Annotated in this window: 12 protein-coding genes; 1 reads left to right on the top strand and 11 read right to left on the bottom strand. The window is 69.4% G+C overall.

Annotated elements, in window-relative coordinates:
* Positions 1–18: 18 nt before the first annotated feature.
* Positions 19–2,592 carry a LuxR C-terminal-related transcriptional regulator gene (locus tag NYE40_RS20060; RefSeq protein WP_339278839.1) on the bottom strand — a complete coding sequence of 858 codons (2,574 nt, stop codon included), beginning with the start codon at positions 2,590–2,592 and terminating at the stop codon, positions 19–21.
* Positions 2,593–2,724: 132 nt separating this feature from the next.
* Between NYE40_RS20060 and NYE40_RS20065 the strand changes: the two genes are divergently transcribed.
* A complete protein-coding gene (locus NYE40_RS20065) occupies positions 2,725–2,871 on the top strand; it encodes a hypothetical protein (RefSeq protein WP_339278840.1) in 147 nt (48 codons plus the stop codon).
* A gap of 115 nt (positions 2,872–2,986) precedes the next feature.
* Here NYE40_RS20065 and NYE40_RS20070 read toward each other — a convergent pair whose 3' ends face one another.
* From NYE40_RS20070 to NYE40_RS20115, 10 genes are all read right to left on the bottom strand, one after another.
* Entirely contained in the window at positions 2,987–3,502 is a 516-nt protein-coding gene (locus tag NYE40_RS20070) for a hypothetical protein (protein ID WP_339278841.1), read from the bottom strand.
* Between the two features lie 107 nt (positions 3,503–3,609).
* The gene (locus NYE40_RS20075) at positions 3,610–4,998 is read right to left on the bottom strand and encodes an RsmF rRNA methyltransferase first C-terminal domain-containing protein (RefSeq protein ID WP_339278842.1); all 1,389 of its coding nucleotides are present in this window, start codon (positions 4,996–4,998) and stop codon (positions 3,610–3,612) included.
* A 111-nt stretch (positions 4,999–5,109) separates the two neighbouring features.
* Entirely contained in the window at positions 5,110–6,195 is a 1,086-nt protein-coding gene (locus tag NYE40_RS20080; protein WP_339278843.1) for a glycosyltransferase family 4 protein, read from the bottom strand.
* Between the two features lie 238 nt (positions 6,196–6,433).
* Entirely contained in the window at positions 6,434–6,559 is a 126-nt protein-coding gene (locus tag NYE40_RS20085; protein ID WP_339278844.1) for a hypothetical protein, read from the bottom strand.
* A gap of 19 nt (positions 6,560–6,578) precedes the next feature.
* Positions 6,579–7,259, bottom strand: coding sequence for a polymer-forming cytoskeletal protein (locus NYE40_RS20090; protein WP_339278845.1), 681 nt, complete (start codon positions 7,257–7,259; stop codon positions 6,579–6,581).
* A 107-nt stretch (positions 7,260–7,366) separates the two neighbouring features.
* A complete protein-coding gene (locus tag NYE40_RS20095) occupies positions 7,367–10,699 on the bottom strand; it encodes a UvrD-helicase domain-containing protein (RefSeq protein ID WP_339278846.1) in 3,333 nt (1,110 codons plus the stop codon).
* The gene (locus tag NYE40_RS20100) at positions 10,692–13,961 is read right to left on the bottom strand and encodes a PD-(D/E)XK nuclease family protein (protein WP_339278847.1); all 3,270 of its coding nucleotides are present in this window, start codon (positions 13,959–13,961) and stop codon (positions 10,692–10,694) included. The genes NYE40_RS20095 and NYE40_RS20100 overlap by 8 nt, the downstream gene beginning before the upstream one ends.
* Positions 13,962–14,011: 50 nt before the next feature.
* The gene (locus NYE40_RS20105) at positions 14,012–14,425 is read right to left on the bottom strand and encodes an HIRAN domain-containing protein (RefSeq protein WP_339278848.1); all 414 of its coding nucleotides are present in this window, start codon (positions 14,423–14,425) and stop codon (positions 14,012–14,014) included.
* Positions 14,426–14,603: 178 nt separating this feature from the next.
* Entirely contained in the window at positions 14,604–15,575 is a 972-nt protein-coding gene (locus NYE40_RS20110) for a transcriptional regulator (protein ID WP_339278849.1), read from the bottom strand.
* Between the two features lie 75 nt (positions 15,576–15,650).
* A complete protein-coding gene (locus tag NYE40_RS20115) occupies positions 15,651–15,863 on the bottom strand; it encodes a hypothetical protein (RefSeq protein WP_339278850.1) in 213 nt (70 codons plus the stop codon).
* Positions 15,864–15,902: the final 39 nt, after the last annotated feature.

Genomic DNA, 15,902 nt, shown 5'->3' on the forward strand with positions numbered 1-15,902 from the left:
CCGGCGCGCGGACGACCTCTAGCTTCCGCGCAGCAGCCGCAGCTCCTGCGCCGCGTGCACGGCCTGCAGCCGCGAGGCGACGCCGAGCTTGGCGTACAGCCGCGACAGGTAGACGCGGACGGTGCCGGGCGTCAAGCCGAGGCTGTCCGCGATCTCGCGGTTGGCGGCGCCGTCCGCCAGATGGCGGAGCAGGATCAGCTCCTGCTCCGTCAGCGGCTCCGCCAGCGGCGCAGCAGCCTCCAGCACGCGCGGCGGGGCGTAATCGAACGCGCCCAGCAGCCGCTCGACATAAGCGCTCCGCGGCTCGCTGCCGCTGGGCGGCCCGTCAGCGCGGGCCCGGAACGCGGCAAGCAGCTTGCGCATCGGCGCGCCTTCGGCGACGAACAGCCTGACGTAGCCGTTCGCCTCCCCGATGGCCAGCGCCTGTCCGATTGCCCGCAGCGCCTCCGTCTGGCGGCCTCTGCCCTGCTCCGCGAGCGCCCGCAGCGCAGCGGTCTCCGCCAGTCCCGATACAAGCCCCTCGCGCCGCTGCAGCCGCTCCAAGGCGTCCAGCAGGCGCAGCGCCCGCTCCAGCCTGCGCTGGCTCAGCAGCAGGCGGACCAGCGTCATAAGCTCGAACTCGCGATGGTAAGCCGGCGGCTCCTTGCCGGGAAGGCCGAGCGAGGCGAGCGCCTTCCCGGCCGCCGCAGGCTGCCCGGCCTGCAGCAGCAGCCGGGCTCTCGCCGCGATGAGGCCCGCCTGCCACTGGGGCTCCAGCGCCGCCTCCAGCCGCTCGGCGGCAAGCAGCTCATTCAAGGCGGCGTCGAGCTTGCCGTCGGCGGCATCGAGCTGGGCCTGCAGGATGGCCGCGGGCACCGCCAGGCCGGCTGTCAGGCGCGCGGACCGGTCCTGCTGCACGCCTGCGAGCAGCGTCCGGCACTCCTCCAGCCGATTCCACTCGAAGTAGCCTTCAGCCAGCGCAAGCCTCACGTACAGGCTCACCAGGCTGCCGCCCCAGCCGCCTTCATCCAGCATCCCGGCGAACTGGCGGCCGATCGCCTCCGTATCGGGACTCAGCACGCCCTTCATTCCGATGTCCGCGCGCCTTACCTGAGGCTCCGAGCGGTTGAAGTCGACGTTGAAATACATCCCCTCCGCCGGCAGCAGCTCCCTGCCCGCGCGGTCCGCCAGCTGCTGCCACAGCTCGAAGCGTCCGCCGAAGAAGATGCGGTTGGACTCGACGAACAGCAGCCCGCTGCTCAGCCGGCTCCGCTCTTGGCCCGGCTCAAGGCGCTCGGCGATGCGCCGCGCTCCCGCCATCGCCGCCCCGGCAGCCTCGAAGCTCCCGCCGACAGCCAGCAGATAGGCCTGCAGCAGCTGCTGCTCGGCGGTCAGCTCGCGCAGCTCCGCCAGCCGCTCCAGCAGGCCGAGCAGGCTGCGCCCCTCCCCCTGCCGCAGCGCCTGCGCGGCAAAGGCATCGAGCTTGTCCGAGCTCCACTTGCCGTCGCCGGCGCTCAGCGCGCAGCCGATCGCCTCCGCAGCCAGCCCCCGCCGATCGAGCTCCAGGGCGCAGCGCTGCAGCGCGTCCCGGCGGCTGACGTCGGACAGCTCCGGCCGCCTCAGCAGGAAGCCGCGGAACAGCGCATGGTAGCGATGCCATCCATCCGCTCCGGCCGGCAGCAGGAACAGGCTGTCGCGCCGCACGCGGCCGAGCAGCGCCTCCGCCTCCTCCCGGCCGCATCCTGCCGCGGCCGCAGCCAGCTCCGAGTCGATCCGCTCCGGCAGCGCCGAACGGAGCAGGAACTGCTTCAGCTCATCCGGCAAGCGGCCGTAGGCTTCCTCCATAAGGAACGCCGCCAGCTCCTCCCCGCCCGCTTCGAGGCCGAGCGATGCCGCGCCGGACAGTCCCGACAGCTGGAGGCCGGCCGCCCATCCTTCCGTCGCCTGATGCAGGCGGAGCTGCTGGGCCGGAGTGAACGTGCCGGGAAACGCCGCGTCCAGGTACGCGCCCGCCTCGTCCTCGGTGAAAGCGATTTCCGCCGCCGACAGGTCGAGCCGCTTGCCTTCGGCCGCCCATCTGGAGCCGCCGACGCGCGGCGCCGAGCGGCCTGCCGCTACGACGGCGGCGCCTGGCGGCAAGTAGCGGAGCCAGTAGCCGAGCGGCTCCAGGATGCCCGCATCCCGGATGAGATGGATGTCGTCCAGCACCAGGACGATCCGGCCCCCGGCCTCCGCCAGCTCGCCGATGAGGGCGTCCAGAAAAGCCGAAACGGACAAGGATGGCAGCGCCGAGCTGAGCGGAAGGCTGCGTCGCAGCGAATTCGGCGGCAGCGCCTGCGAAAGAGCGAACGCGACCAGACGCCAGAAGCGCGGAGCGTCGTCATCCGCCTCGTCGAGCGACAGCCAGGCGACAGGGCGGCCGGCCTGCTCCGCCCACTGGCGGAGCAGCGTCGTCTTGCCGTAGCCGGCGGGGGCGCAGACGGTCACGAGCCGGCAGGAGGCGCCTTGCTCCAGCATCCGGATCAGCCGGGGGCGGGCCGTCAGTCCGGCGAGTCCGCCTTGCGGCTTCGTTATTTTGGCGAGCGGAGGCCGCCAGCCTGTTTGAACATCCATGAGAACCTCCTGAACGGATTTCTTTTCCTTCTTACATCGCCATTCCGCGCCGCTCCTGTTAACATCCGTCAATCGCCGTCCTGCCGGAGGCCGGCTAGAATGGAGCGTCAGATCGAGAAGGGAGCTGCACCTATGACGATGAAATCATGGACGGGATTCGCCGCAGCGGCGCTGCCGGGCGGCCTCATCCTGATGGTCGCGGCCGGAGCTGACGGCTGGCGGCCGGCGGCCAGCGGCTCGTTCACGGTCAACGTGGCGGCGGGGCTTCAGCTTCATTGAGCCGGAAAGCGAAGCGGGACGAAGCGGAGGCGGCCTCTGCTACGTCCCGCTGTCGGGGCACATCCTGGAGCGATGATGATGCGCAGTGCCGAGCTGTCCTCTTCAGGAACCCGGCTCAAGCATGCTGTTTCTTGAGGAAGAATATCTCCTTCTCCACCTGCATGATCTTGTGATCCTGGAATTCTACATTTCCACGGAGGGGAATGATCTCGCTCAGCAGCTTCTCGTCTGCGGCAATATTCTCCAGATGGTAGGCATCCACCTTTTCGTGGAGCGAAAAGACCTGTCCGTTCAGCGTCGCGACCTGGGTCTGAAGCGAATCGACGTCTTCTTCAAGGCGACCCAGCCGCTGGTCCACGTCGTCCAGACGCTGCTCGACCGCTCCCAGACGCTGGTCCATGCCGTCCAGACGCTGCTCGACCGCTCCCAGACGCTGGTCCACATCGTCCAGACGCTGCTCGACCGCTCCCAGACGCTGGTCCACGCCGTCCAGACGCTGCTCGACCGCCTCCAAACGCTCGTCCATCTTATCCAAGCGCTGATCCATCTTGTCCAACCGTTCGTCGATCCGATCGAAGCGGCCGTTCATTCCCTCCAGCGTCGACATGATCCGCTCCAGCATCTGCTCCATCGCTCTGCCCTCCCGAATGCTTGACTTCGTCCAGTATACCTTGCGGAAGGGAAATTGCCTAGTCGCATTTCGAACATTTGTTCCCGTTTCGACTGAGGCATTCCGGGCTATTTCGCCGGGACTCCCGTCCAGCGCAGCCCTTTCGGGAAATGATTCTTGAGCTGCCCGTCCGCCAGCTTGCCCCAGCCAATCGGATAGCCGGAAGCGAGCACGAGCTGCCAGCCCTTCGCTCCGCCGCCCGCGATCGCTTCGCCTCGCAGGTAGGCCGCCAGCTCCGCCGAGCCGAGCTGCAGGTCGGCGGCATGCCGCGCCTGGCTCGGCCGGAGCGCCAGCGCAAGCGCGTGGGACGGCTCGAAGCGGTTCTTCTTGAGCGTGCCGAGATGCAAGCCCGGCCGCAGCACCTTCAGCCCCGCGAGCTCAGGCATGCCCTCCGGCAGCGCGTACAGCTGGTCGCCGAACAGGAGCATCCTCCCTTGCGGCTGCTCCGCGAGCGACTCTTCGGCGAAGCGCTGAAAAGGCTCCGGCAGCTTGTCCCGCCGCAGGCCCGTCTCCAGCTTCAGCTTGGCGCCGCCCGCAGGCGCCTCCTCCGCCTTGCGCAGCACCGCGGCGTAGTGGCCCTCGCCGCGCGTCCGATGCGGCCAGATCCGCACCGTATGCTCCAGTCCCGGCGCGGGGTCGGCGGTCCAGTCGGGCCGGCCGCTCCCGAAGCCGTCCTGCCGCTGCGCGGCCGCGACGGAGAACTCCGGATGCTCCCGCAGGAAGCGGCTTATGGCGCCTTCATTTTCCTCCGGAGCGAACGTGCAGGTGGAGTAGACGAGCGTGCCGCCGGGACGCAGCATGAGCGCCGCATGGCGCAGGATGTCTTCCTGCCGCGCCGCGCATAGCCGCACATGGTCCGGGCTCCACTGCGCGCAGGCGTCCGGGTCCTTGCGGAACATGCCCTCGCCGGAGCATGGAGCGTCCACGACGATCCGGTCGAAAAAGGCCGGGAATCGAGGCGACAGCCGATCCGGCAGCTCGCTCGTCACGACCGCATGCGGGACGCCCATGCGCTCCACGTTCTGCGACAGGATCTTCGCCCGCGCCGGATGCGGCTCGTTGGCGACGAGCAGCCCCTCGCCCCGCATCAGCTGGGCCAGATGCGTCGTCTTGCCGCCGGGCGCGGCGCATAGATCGAGCACGCGCTCGCCCGGCTGCGGAGCGGCCAGCTCGGCGACGGCCATCGCGCTCGGCTCCTGAATGTAATAGAGGCCCGCCTCATGCCACGGATGCCGGCCGGGACGGTCCTCTTCGCCATCATAATAGAAGCCTGCCGGAGCCCACGGCACCGGCTCCAGCCGGAACGGCTGGACGGCGAGGAAGTCCTCGGCCGAAAGCTTGAGCGTATTGACGCGCAGCGCCTGCGCCCGCGGCTGCTCGCAGCTGCGGCGGAACGCCTCGTATTCGTCTTGCAGCAGGTCCTTCATGCGCGATTCGAAGGAAGCCGGAAGTTTCATCTTCGTTCACCTCGGGGTCGATGCCTGGCGGCGAGCCGCCGGAAAAAACTACGACCCATTCTACCGGGCGAGCCCCTTCGGCGCAAGGCCGGAGCGCCGCCGACCCGCGCCTCAAGGCCGCTTGGGCTGGACCGCCTGCATCGCCTGGAGCATCGCGTGGAAATGAGCGACATAGGCCGCAGCCGAGAAGCGCTCGCGGATATGGCGCTCGCCCTGGACGCGGATGCTCTCCCGATAGGCGACGTCCTGCATGAGGCGGTAGGCGCCGGCCGCAGCCGCGCCGATGTCGCCGAGCGGGTACAGCTCCCCCGTCTGACCCGGCGAGATGAAGCGCGTCACCCCGCCGGAGTCGGTCGCCAGCACCGGGCAGCGGCAGAGCAGCGCCTCCGCGACCGCGTAGCCGAAGCCTTCGCGGATCGAGCAGGAGACGAGCAGCCCGCCCGAATCGCCGATCAGGCTGAGATAATCGGCCATCTGCGAATGAGGCACGTTGGAGCGCAGCGTCAGCCGCCCGGCGACGGGGGAGATGCGGCGCCACTGCTCGAACGCCTGGCGCTCGGCCGGATCGTACAGGCTCGCATCCTCGAACATCCACAGCGCCAGCTGCGGGAAAGCCGGCACGAGCGCTTCCGCGATCGCCGCGAACTCGCGCCAGTTTTTGTTGGGCTCGATCCGTCCGATCCAGCCGAGGATCGGGTACGGCACGACCGGGAAACGCGAGTAGCCGAAGCTGTCCGTGTCGAGCGGATCGTCGAAGCAGAACTGCGGCAGCTCCGGATAAGCGCCGCCGAACATCGCCTGCAGATGGCCCGTCACGGGGTACAAAAGGCCGTCCGCGCAAAAGCGCAGCACGCTGCCGTAGTCGCGCAGGAATTCCTCGGCCTGCTGCGGCGTGCCGAGCCCTTGGACCTCGAACACGAGGCGGCCGGCGTAGCCGCTGAGCCGGATCTGCTCCAGCAGGACGACATGCGAGCAGACGACGATCATGTCGTAGCCCTCCCGGCGGATCAGCTCCAGGATGTCTGTCGAATCGCGGTAGACGAGCACGGTCGCGCCGGGGGCGTTCTGCAGGCCGCTGCCTTCGTTCGTATACAGGACGTGGCAGTCGACGCCGCTTGCGGCGAGCGCCCGGGAGCGGATGCGGTTGAGCGTCTCCATGCCCCCGCTCGGCGTCGAGAAGACGAGCAGCAGCTTCATCGCCCTTCGTCTCCGCAGGGGCGGATCGTATTCGCGAGCTGGTGGACCATCGGGCCCGCACCTCCAGTCGTAAAAACAGGTTGCTGCCAGTATATGCTCGGCTCCGCGCCGCCCGTGCGGAATGGGCGCGGCGAGAGGGAGGGTGTGACGGAAACGGCTTGAGGAGCTCGCTCTCCCAGCTGCGGCGACTTCTACTCCTGGGCTCCATCGGCCGGCGGGGGCTGCGGCCGTTCGGAAACTAAAAAAGCGGCCCGTGCACGACGGCGTCGCCGAGCACGGGAGCCTTCTCATAGCTGCCGCCGCCAGTCGCGCCTGTCCCTGTCAGAGACGGGCGGAGCGGCTCGTCATGAGTTTTCGCCGCCATGCGGCACTCGCCCTCTCGATCAGGTCAGACGGACTTCGCTGTCGACGCGCGCATCCGCATGCCGCTCGAATTGCTCCGTATATTCGACCCGGCCGATCTCGCAGCCCGGACCGATCCGCACCCTGACCCCGCGCACGAGGCTCGCCGTCACATGCTCCAAGACGATCTCCTCGCCCTCGATCGTCTGCGCCAGCAGCCGGTTCTGGATGGCGGGCAGCGGCAGCAGCTTCTGCCAGCCGTGCTGGTCGCTGCTTGAGGCCTTGGTCTGGATGAAGCGGGCCGACAGCTCGCGGATGCTGCTGCCGCCCTGAAGCTCCAGCCGGATCTCGTCGCCGTTCAGCGCGTCGAGCTGAAGCTTGCCGTGCGACAGCAGGCGGCCGATTCGGCACGGTCCGTGCACCGTGAGGCTGCCGTTGACCGCCGCCTCGTCCGCTTCCAGCGATTCCTCCACCGTCAGCTTGCCCTCCACGCGGCATTTCTTCGTCCTCAATCCGCCGTGAATGCCCGCCAGACCGTTGATCTCCGCGTGCTCCGCCTGCACCGAGCCCTTGAACGTCGCCTGGCCGTTCACGATGACCGCTCCGCTGTCGAGGTCGCCCGTCACCTTGCCCATGCCGTCGATGATCGTGCGCTCCGCCCTGCCGCCCTCCACCGTGCCGATGCCCGCCAGCCGAATCTCCCTGCCCGTATCGCTGTTCATAAGACCATTCTCCCTTCAAATAGACGGATATGGACTCAGCTTATCACGCTGTCCGCAGCCGGGCATCGGCCCGCGGGCGGAGCCGGAAGTCGGGCAGAAGGCGGGGGCTAGAGCGCCGCGTACCGGCCCGTGTGCAGGAAATAGAGGCCGATCTCCTTGACCAGCAGCCCGAACTCCTGCTCCAGCAATTCCCGATAAGCCTCTAGCTGAGGGCGATAGAAAGCGGCGAAAAGCCCCTCCTGCTCCGGCTCATGCACGTCGGTCTTGAAATCGACGACGACCCAGCCGTCGTCTTCTTCGAACAGGAAGTCGACAATGCCCTTGAGGTGGAGGTCCGGCAGGGAAGAAGCCGCGGCAAGCGAAGCGGCGGCCCCGCCGTCAGCGCCAGGACCCGGCGCAGAGGCGCCGGACGTTCCTGGCGCTGCGGATGCTCCTGGCGCGCCGGACGCACGGGCTGCGCCTGCCGCGGCATCGCCGCGCCGTACCGCGCGCAGCTGCAGCTCGTGCACGCGCCGCCGGGCCGCGGCAGCCCGCTGCCAGAGCGGATGCGCCAGCACCTCGGCCAGCATCGCGCGCACATCCGGCAGCAGCCGCTCGGGCATGCCCTCCTCGGCGGCGGCGAGCCGGATGCTCGGCTCCAGTTCCGCCAGCGGGCGGCCGGCGCCGAGCAGCTCGAGGCAGCGGTGCACCGTGCTGCCGAACGCCATGCCGCGCCCCTCGGCCGGCCGCGGAGGCTGGAGCTGCCCCGACTTGGCCAGCTCGGTTACAGAGGCGGCGCGATACGTCGGCGCGGCGAGCCCGGCGAGCCGCTCGGCCGCCTCGCGCGCCTCCGCCGCCGCGTCATGGACGCCGTCATAGCGCTCCCGCTCCGCCGGCGGCAGCTCGGGAACGTCCAGCTCGCGCGCATCCCGCAGGCTGCTCTCGAACGGACTCCACGGATTGACGGCCGGCCGGTCCTCCGTCCAGCTGACGACGAGCAGCTGCTTTGCGCGCGTCGCGGCGACGTAGAGGAGGCGCTCCTTTTCCGCCAGCAGGAACTCCCGCTCCCGGGCGGCCAGCTCCTCCCAGCCGGGCGGCTGGGCGACGATCTCGTCCTTGTAGCTGCCGGGAGCGCGGCGCGTGACCGCGAAGTAGGCCCTCCCCCTGCCGTCCGCTCCGCGGCGCTCCACATGCTCCGACGCGTCGTGGTCGAATTCGCCCGCCGGGCAGGCGAGCAGCACGACTGGCGCCTCCAGCCCCTTGGCCTTATGCAGGTTCATGACGCGCACGGCGCTGCGGCGGCCGGCATAGAGCTCGCCGCACTCGGCGCCGGCCTCGGAGGCGAGCGCCTCCAGCCGCCGCGTCAGCGCCGGCCAGCTGCCGCAGGCGAGCGGGTCTTCCTGCAGGGCATGCAGCACCGCGACCAGCGTGCCCGCCCGCATCGTGCCGGACGGCAGCGATGCCGCGAGCGGCAGCAGCCCGAGCTGCTCCGCGATGGCCATCAACGCGCCGAGCGCGGACGGCGAAGCGCGCACGATGTCCGCCCAGCCGGCGGCCATGCCGAGCGCGAGCCGGACCGGCCGCGCCTCCGCGGATACCGCCTGCAGCTCCGGCAAGCCGCGCAAGCGCAGCGCATGGCCGTCCATCCGGTAGTGGTACAAAGCGCTGTCGCTGACGCTGAGCAGCGGTCCCTTGAGCGCCGCCAGCAGCGCGATCCGGTCTTCCGGATCGTTCAGCGCCCGGGCAAGCAGCGCCAGCGCCGCCAGCTCGCCGTAGCGCGCCGAGCTGCCCGAGGTGACGGACGGCACGCCGTACCGCTCCAGCATTTCCGCGTACAGCTGGATGAACTCCCGTTTCTTGAGCAGCACGAGAAAGTCGCCCGGCTCCGCCGGCCGCAAGCGCCACGCCCCGTCCGCCTCCCGCTCCTGCAGCAGCAGGTTGCCGTCCCGGCACGCCCAGGCCACGTAGCGGGCGATCCGATCCGAGTCCGCGCGGGCCGCCGCTTCCTTGCCGCCGGGCAGCTTCGGGATCGTCGCCATCGCGACGCCATGCGCCGCGCGCCGGTCGGCCGGATCCGGCGCCGTCGTCTCCATCGGCACGAACGATGCCTGCCGCTCCGTCTCCGTCCGCGGGAAGCGCGAGTTGAACTCATAGTTGACGAACGCCCCCAGCGACCGCGCCGAGCGGAAGTTCGAGCCGAGCTGCAGCACGTCTCCGCAGGCTGCGATGCGCTGCTTGACGGCGTTGTAGATCGAGATGTCCGCCCGGCGGAAGCGGTAGATCGACTGCTTCGGATCGCCCACGACGAACAGCGAGCCCGGCCGCGGCACCGCGAGCCGCCAGTCGGACTGGGCGGGATCGGCGCCGGCGAGCAGGAACATCAGCTCCGCCTGGATCGGATCGGTATCCTGGAACTCGTCGATCAGCAGCCGCGCATACCGTTTCGCAAAAAAGCTCCGGACCTCCGGATGCTCGCGCAGCAGCCCCGCCGCCCGAAGCAGCAGGTCCTGGAAATCCAGCTCGCCCCGCTCGGCGCGCAGCCGCGCCGCATGCTCCACAGCAGGCAGCACGAAGGCGATCGCCTGCGGATACAGATGCTCGCGCCAGCCGCGCAGGAATGGCTGCAGCACGTCCCGCTGCCACTCCTTGAAGCGGTCGCCGAGCTCCTTCGCTTTCTTTTTGTCCGTCCAGCGGTTCTGCGTCGCCTCGAGCTTGCGGTCGAACCGCTTCGCCAGATCGAGCATCCGCAGCTCCTCCTCCATGCCGTGCAGCCGGAGCAGGCGGCGGCCGTCGCGCACCGCCTCCTGCAGCGAGTCCCAGCCCCTCTCCGGCTGCGCCGAAGGCAGATAGGCCGCGGCCTCGTCCAGCAGCGGCGGCAGCGACAGGCGGATGCGGTCGAAGTCGGGTCGCGGGACGTCCTCCAGCGCGATCTCGACATCCCGATATCCATTCACCCGCGCATACACCTGCCGCAGATCCTCCACGTGGAGGCCGAGCGGCTCCAGCGCTTCCGGCAGCCCCGGATGCCGCTCCAGGTAGTCGTCCCACGCGGCATGGAGGAGCGTCTCCGCCTCTTCCTCCTCCAGCTCCCGGAACTGCGGATCGAGTCCCGCCTCGATCGGACGCTCCCGCAGCAGCCTTCCGCAAAAGGAGTGGATCGTGGCCATCGTGCAGCGGTCGGCATCCTGCAGCGCCTGGCGCAGCCGCTGCCGCAGCTCGCCGTCCGTCTCGCGGATGCGCCGCTCCAGCGCCAGCCGGAAGCGGGCGCGCAGCTCGTCCGCGGCCTTGCGCGTGAACGTAATTGCCGCGATCTGCTCCGCCCGCGCCGCACCGGTCTCGATCAGGCTCAGCATGCGGCCGACGAGCGACGTCGTCTTGCCTGAGCCCGCCCCTGCCTCAACGAGCAGCGTCGTCTCCAGATCCGTGCGGATCCGCTCGCGGGCCGACTGGTCGTCAAGCATAGTTCTCCGCCTCCCTCAACTGCCGGACGAGCGCCTCGTTGTCCGGCAGCTTCCATTTCTCGCGCGTCGCCTCGGCTTCGCGTCCGCACACATCCCGATAGTCGCACCAGCCGCATGCCCGCTCGTCGGCCGGCAGCGCCGGGAACGCTCCCGCCTCGATCGACGCCAGCAGCAGCCCCGTCAGCTCCGCCAGTTCTCCGCGCCGGTTCTGCAGCCGGCAGATCTCCTGGCCGAGCCCCCGCTCCGTCGGGAAATAGTACGCCGATTCAACGACGACCGCCTCCGGGTCGATGCCCGATCGGCGCAAGTACTGCTCCGCCGCCACGGCGTAGAGCGCATGCTGCAGCTGGCGGCCGCCGGCGAAATAGCCGTTCTCGTCGTATTTGCGGGGATTGCCGGTCTTGTAGTCGTAGATCTTGTACCGATGGGGCGCGAGCTCGTCGATGCGGTCGATGAAGCCCTTCACGCGCATCGTCAGGCCGCTGGCCAGCACGACCGGCATCGGCCCGCCGTCCTGCTGCAGCTCCAGCTCGAAAAAGGCCGGCCGTCCAGCGCGTCCCTGCTCGCTCCGATAGAACACTGCCGCGTCGCGGCGGACCGCCTCGCTCTCCTTGGCCCGGATCGCCGGACTCGGAGCAGGCACCGCGGCCTCGAACTCCCGCAGCACCTGCTCCGTCAGCCGTCCGAGCAGCGCCTCGTCATGCGTGACCGGACCGCGGCCGGACCGGTCGGCCAGCTCCGCGAGATACAGCTGGTAGAGCCGATGCAGCAGGTCGCCTTTCTGACCGGCGTCGAGCCAGCGCGTGCGGTCGAGCTCCGGCGCGTCCTTGGCGCGGACCTTCAGGACCGTCGAGTAAAAGAACCGCTTCGGACAATCGGCGTACCGCTCCAGCTGCGTCACGCTCAAATGGCCTTCCGCGCCCGTCCCGTAGCGGAGCGGGAAGCGTCCGGTCCGCAGCATGCCCTCGTACTCGGACAGCCGCTCCGCCGCCGCCAGCCGTCCCGCCTCGAGACGCGAGGCGACGGACGGATAGGCTCGCGCCAACGCATCGAGGCCGCTGCGCAGCCGGGCTGGCGGCGCATAGCCGGGAGGCGCGGCGGGCGCGGCTGCTGCTGATGCTGATGCAGAGGCGGGCGGCAGCGCATCGGCCGATGCAGGCCAGAGAGCGCTCGGCGCCGTGCCGGGCTCGGCTGCGGCCAGCCGCTGCAGCCAGCGGTCCGCCGCATCGATCGCCGGGCCGCCAGCGGCCGCCTCGTAGCCGGCCGGGACGCCAAGCCAGCGGTCGAGTCCGCTGCGGTCCAGCTCCGGCTGGCCGCTCAGCAGCCGCGCCGCCTGCAGCAGCTCGTAGGCAGGTTCGAGCTCGGCCTGCCCGCCAGGCTCGCTGCACGACCAGCTGAGCGTCAGCGACGTATCGGCGCCGAGCCGTCCGAGCCGCAGCGCCCGCTCGCTCGCGGCGCGCGCGGCCCGCTCTGCCGACAGCGGCAGGCCACCGATCGCCGCGCGCTCGGCATCGAGCAGCACCGGATCCTGGCGGACCGAGGACGACCAGGCCGCATCGCTCATGCCGAGCAGGAACACCGCCGGACGGCCGCTTTCGCCGCCTGCCGGCAGCGTCGACACATGCAGCTTGCCGGCCTGCGGGCCGGAGGCGCCGACGCGGATGCCGAGCACGAGGCCGCGCACGAGCCGCAGCGCCTGCCCGGCGGGCTGCTCCGGCAGCGGGACGCGCTCAAGCTCCTGCTCCCGCGCCCGCAGCTCCGCCAGCACAGCGGCGTCCTCCTCCGAGGCGACGACAGCGGCAGCCGCGAGAAAAGCGTTCAAGCCGCGCAGCACCGTCAGCGGCGTCCAGCAGCCGCCAGGCGGCTCAGGCAGCCAGGCGAGCAGGTCGCGGAACACCGCGGCCAGCACGCCGCGTGCCTGCGTCCGCGCCTCGGAAGCGGGCGCGCCGAGCGGGCCGCTCAGGAGCTCTTGTGCCGCAGAGGCGGCGCCTTGCGGGCCGTTCGGGAGCGCCGGGGCCGCAAAGTCAGCGGGACCTAGCGGGAGCGCAGGAGCTGCCGGCTCCGTTGCCGCAGCTCGCGCGGCAGCTTCATCAGTCGCCTGTGCCGCATCTTCGGCCCCCTCCGCAGCTCCGGCCTTCGTCCTGCCTTCGGTCTCCGCTCTGCCTTCGTTCCCAGCGGCTCCTTCGGCCGCGAGCCGCTCGTAACGCTCGCGGCCCCAGCCGAGCTCCTCCAGCGCGCGCGCCAGCTCGCCGGAGCCGAGCTCCTCCGACCAGGCCCGCAGCGAGATGCTGCCGTGGCGGAGCGCCTGCGCCAGGCTCTCTGCGCCGTACCCGCCGCCGGCCCAGTCGAGCAGAGCCAGCGCCGCCCGTCCTGCGCGGGCTTGCGACACATGCCGGCCGGCCGCATAGGTGGCCGGCAGCCCGAGCGCGGCGCAGAGCGCTTGCACCGCGCCTTCATAGCCGCTGTCCGGCGGGATCACGATCTCCGCCCGATCCAGCGGCAGCTCCGCGCCGAGCAGCCGGCGCAGCGCCTCGCGCGCCTCCGCCAGCTTGCCGGCGGCGCGGAACATCGCGGCGCCGCCGCGGCCCGCCGCCCTGCCCTCCAGGCAGGCGGGAAAGGCCTCGCCGGCGCCAAGCACATGCGTGCTGGAGCCGGCGATCCGCTCCAGCATCCTCCGTTCGACGGGCGCATAGCCGCCGAGCTCCGGCACGACGTACAGCTCCTCCGAGCCGTCCTCTGCCATTTGCGCCTCCCGCTCCGGCAGCAGCTCCAGCAGCCCGGCGAAGTCGCGGCAGCAGCAGGCTTGCAGCGCCTGCTCGTAGCCGGCGACCAGCTCCCGCACATAACGGCCCTTGCGCTCGTCGACGAACGCCTCCGCGCGCAGCGAGGCGGACGAGACGCCCGCCAGACGCAGCTCCTGCACCGCATCGTGAAAAGCCTCCACGATGCCCGACGTCAGCAGCTCCGCCCCGACATAAGCATCCGGCTCCTCCGCCAGCCGCTGCATCTGCGCCTGCACGAGCCACAACGTCTCGCCCGGCCCGAGCAGCCTGAGGCCGCGGGCCGCCAGCTCCGGCTGCGCCAGCCGCGAGGCCGCGCTGCGCAGCGTGCCCGGCTCCATCCCGAGCAGCGGTCCGGCTTCGTCCGCCGCTCGCGCCAGCCACTGCTCTGCTTGCTGGTATCGGTCCCCCAGCACGATTTTCCGCCGAAACGGCTCTCTCCGGGACAGCTCGACCAGCTCCCGGCTCCATCCGCCACTCATGCCACCGCCTCCTTCTTCTCCTCGCCTGAACCTGCCTGATTCCGCTCGGCCTACCGGCCTCCGCTCTCCAGGAACTCCGCGTCCGCCTGGTCATGCTTGAGCTTGAACTTGATCTCGCCCCACGCCTCGCTCGCCGCCCAAGCGCCCGGCATCCCGTCCAGATCCGGCCGCAGCTCCACGATCGCCGCGTCCTTCCAGACGAAGCGCACCGTACCGAGGCAGCTGCGCCCGATCCGGTCGTACAGCCGGCCGGCGCTCAGGCAGCCCCGCGCCACCGTATGGGTGCTGTTGGCGACGTAGCCGATCTTGCCGAGCGGCGGCAGCTCCACCCGGATCGCTTCCGCGTCCAGCGGATGGTCCGGCTCCTTGACGAGCGCCACCGCAAGTCCGGGCTTCAGCAACGACGCCCCGTAGCAATGGCCCATGCCCGTCAGCGTCACATGCATCTTTTCTTCCTTTTCCAAGCCGATTCCCCCCGCTGCCGCTAACCGCGTGCTTTCCTCCATTATCGGGGAACGGCGCGCCAACGGGACGTTCCGAATATCCGTTCGCCTGCAGAACCCCAGCCAAAAATAAAAAGACCCAGCTCCGCCGATGCGGACGGGTCTGTCCCTGGTCGCTCCACGAAAGACGAAATGCCGCTCAGCCGTACATCCGGCTCCAGGCCTCGATCTGCTCCCTCATGGACTGCCGCGCGGACTCCGGCTTGATGATCTCCGCGGACGGGCCGTACTGCAGCACCCAGCGGATGAACTCCTTTTCATTGTTCACCGTGGCCTCGAACAGCAGGCTGCCGTCCTCCTGCATCTTCCTCCACGACTGGACAAACAGCTCCTCCTCCTGCACGTAGCGCGCGACATCAGGCGCGAAGCGGACGCGGAACTTGACTTCTTTGTCCCCCTGGTCGATCGACCACGTATGCTTCAGATGCTGTCGGATGTTGAACTCGCCCTTGTCGAAGCTGCGGTCCGTCGGCTCCACCTCCAGAAAGCGGCTGATGCGGAACGTGCGGATCGCATCGGCCCGGTGGCAGTATCCAATTAGATAAAACCTTAGATCGCGCGGCACGATGCAGTAAGGATCGATGTCCCGCTGCTTCGTCTCGTTGCTGTGCTGCGAGTGGTACTCCGTCGCGATCGTCCTCTGTTCGAGGATCGCCTCGATGATCGGCTGCAGCAGGTTCTTGCTCTCGGGCCGGTAGACCGGCGTGCCCATCTGGATGATGCCGGCGATGTCGCCGATGAGGCGGTCCTGCTGCTTCTGCTGCAGCTTTTCCATGCGATGCGCAGCCAGGATCTTCTCATGCGCCGTCGTAAAGTCCGGCGTCATCTTGTCCGGATCGACCAGCGAAGGCACGAGCGACAGCGCGATGAACTCGTCATCCGTCAAGTCGAGCGGATACATGGCGAACTTGCCTTGGAAATAGTACCCGATCCCGCGCCCCCGATCCTCCTCGGACAGCGTCGTCACCATGCTCAGCTCGTCGACATATCGGCGTACGCTCGTCTTGGTCACTTCCAGCCGCTCCGCCAGCTCCGTCGTCGTGATGCCGGGCTTGCCCTGGATCAGGTACAGGGCTCTCAGCAGCTTGCTCGATTTCGATTTCTCGGCCATGTCGCATTCCCCCCGCCATTCATGGATGTTCGGCCAAAGGGCCGCTCGCGAGGGAAAACATTCTACAAACAGGGACTATTTTCCTCCCTCGCCAGGACTTTCATCCTTGTTTCTATCGGCATCGTCAGGGGAATTTTCGAGATCGGCCGCAGCTTCCTCTCGCCCGTTATTGCCGAGCTCCAGCTCGGCCAGCAGCTTCTCTACCTCCGGCCCGCGCAGCCCCAGCTGCTCCATGAGATACCGCGCATCCAGCCGGATCCGCCTCGCTTCGCCCTCGTTCCGTTCCATGTTCGATCTCCTCCTTTTAGAGCCCAATCTTTCGATTGA

This window comes from Paenibacillus sp. FSL W8-1187, from assembly GCF_037965485.1.
Taxonomy (GTDB): Bacteria; Bacillota; Bacilli; order Paenibacillales; family Paenibacillaceae; genus Paenibacillus_O; species Paenibacillus_O pasadenensis.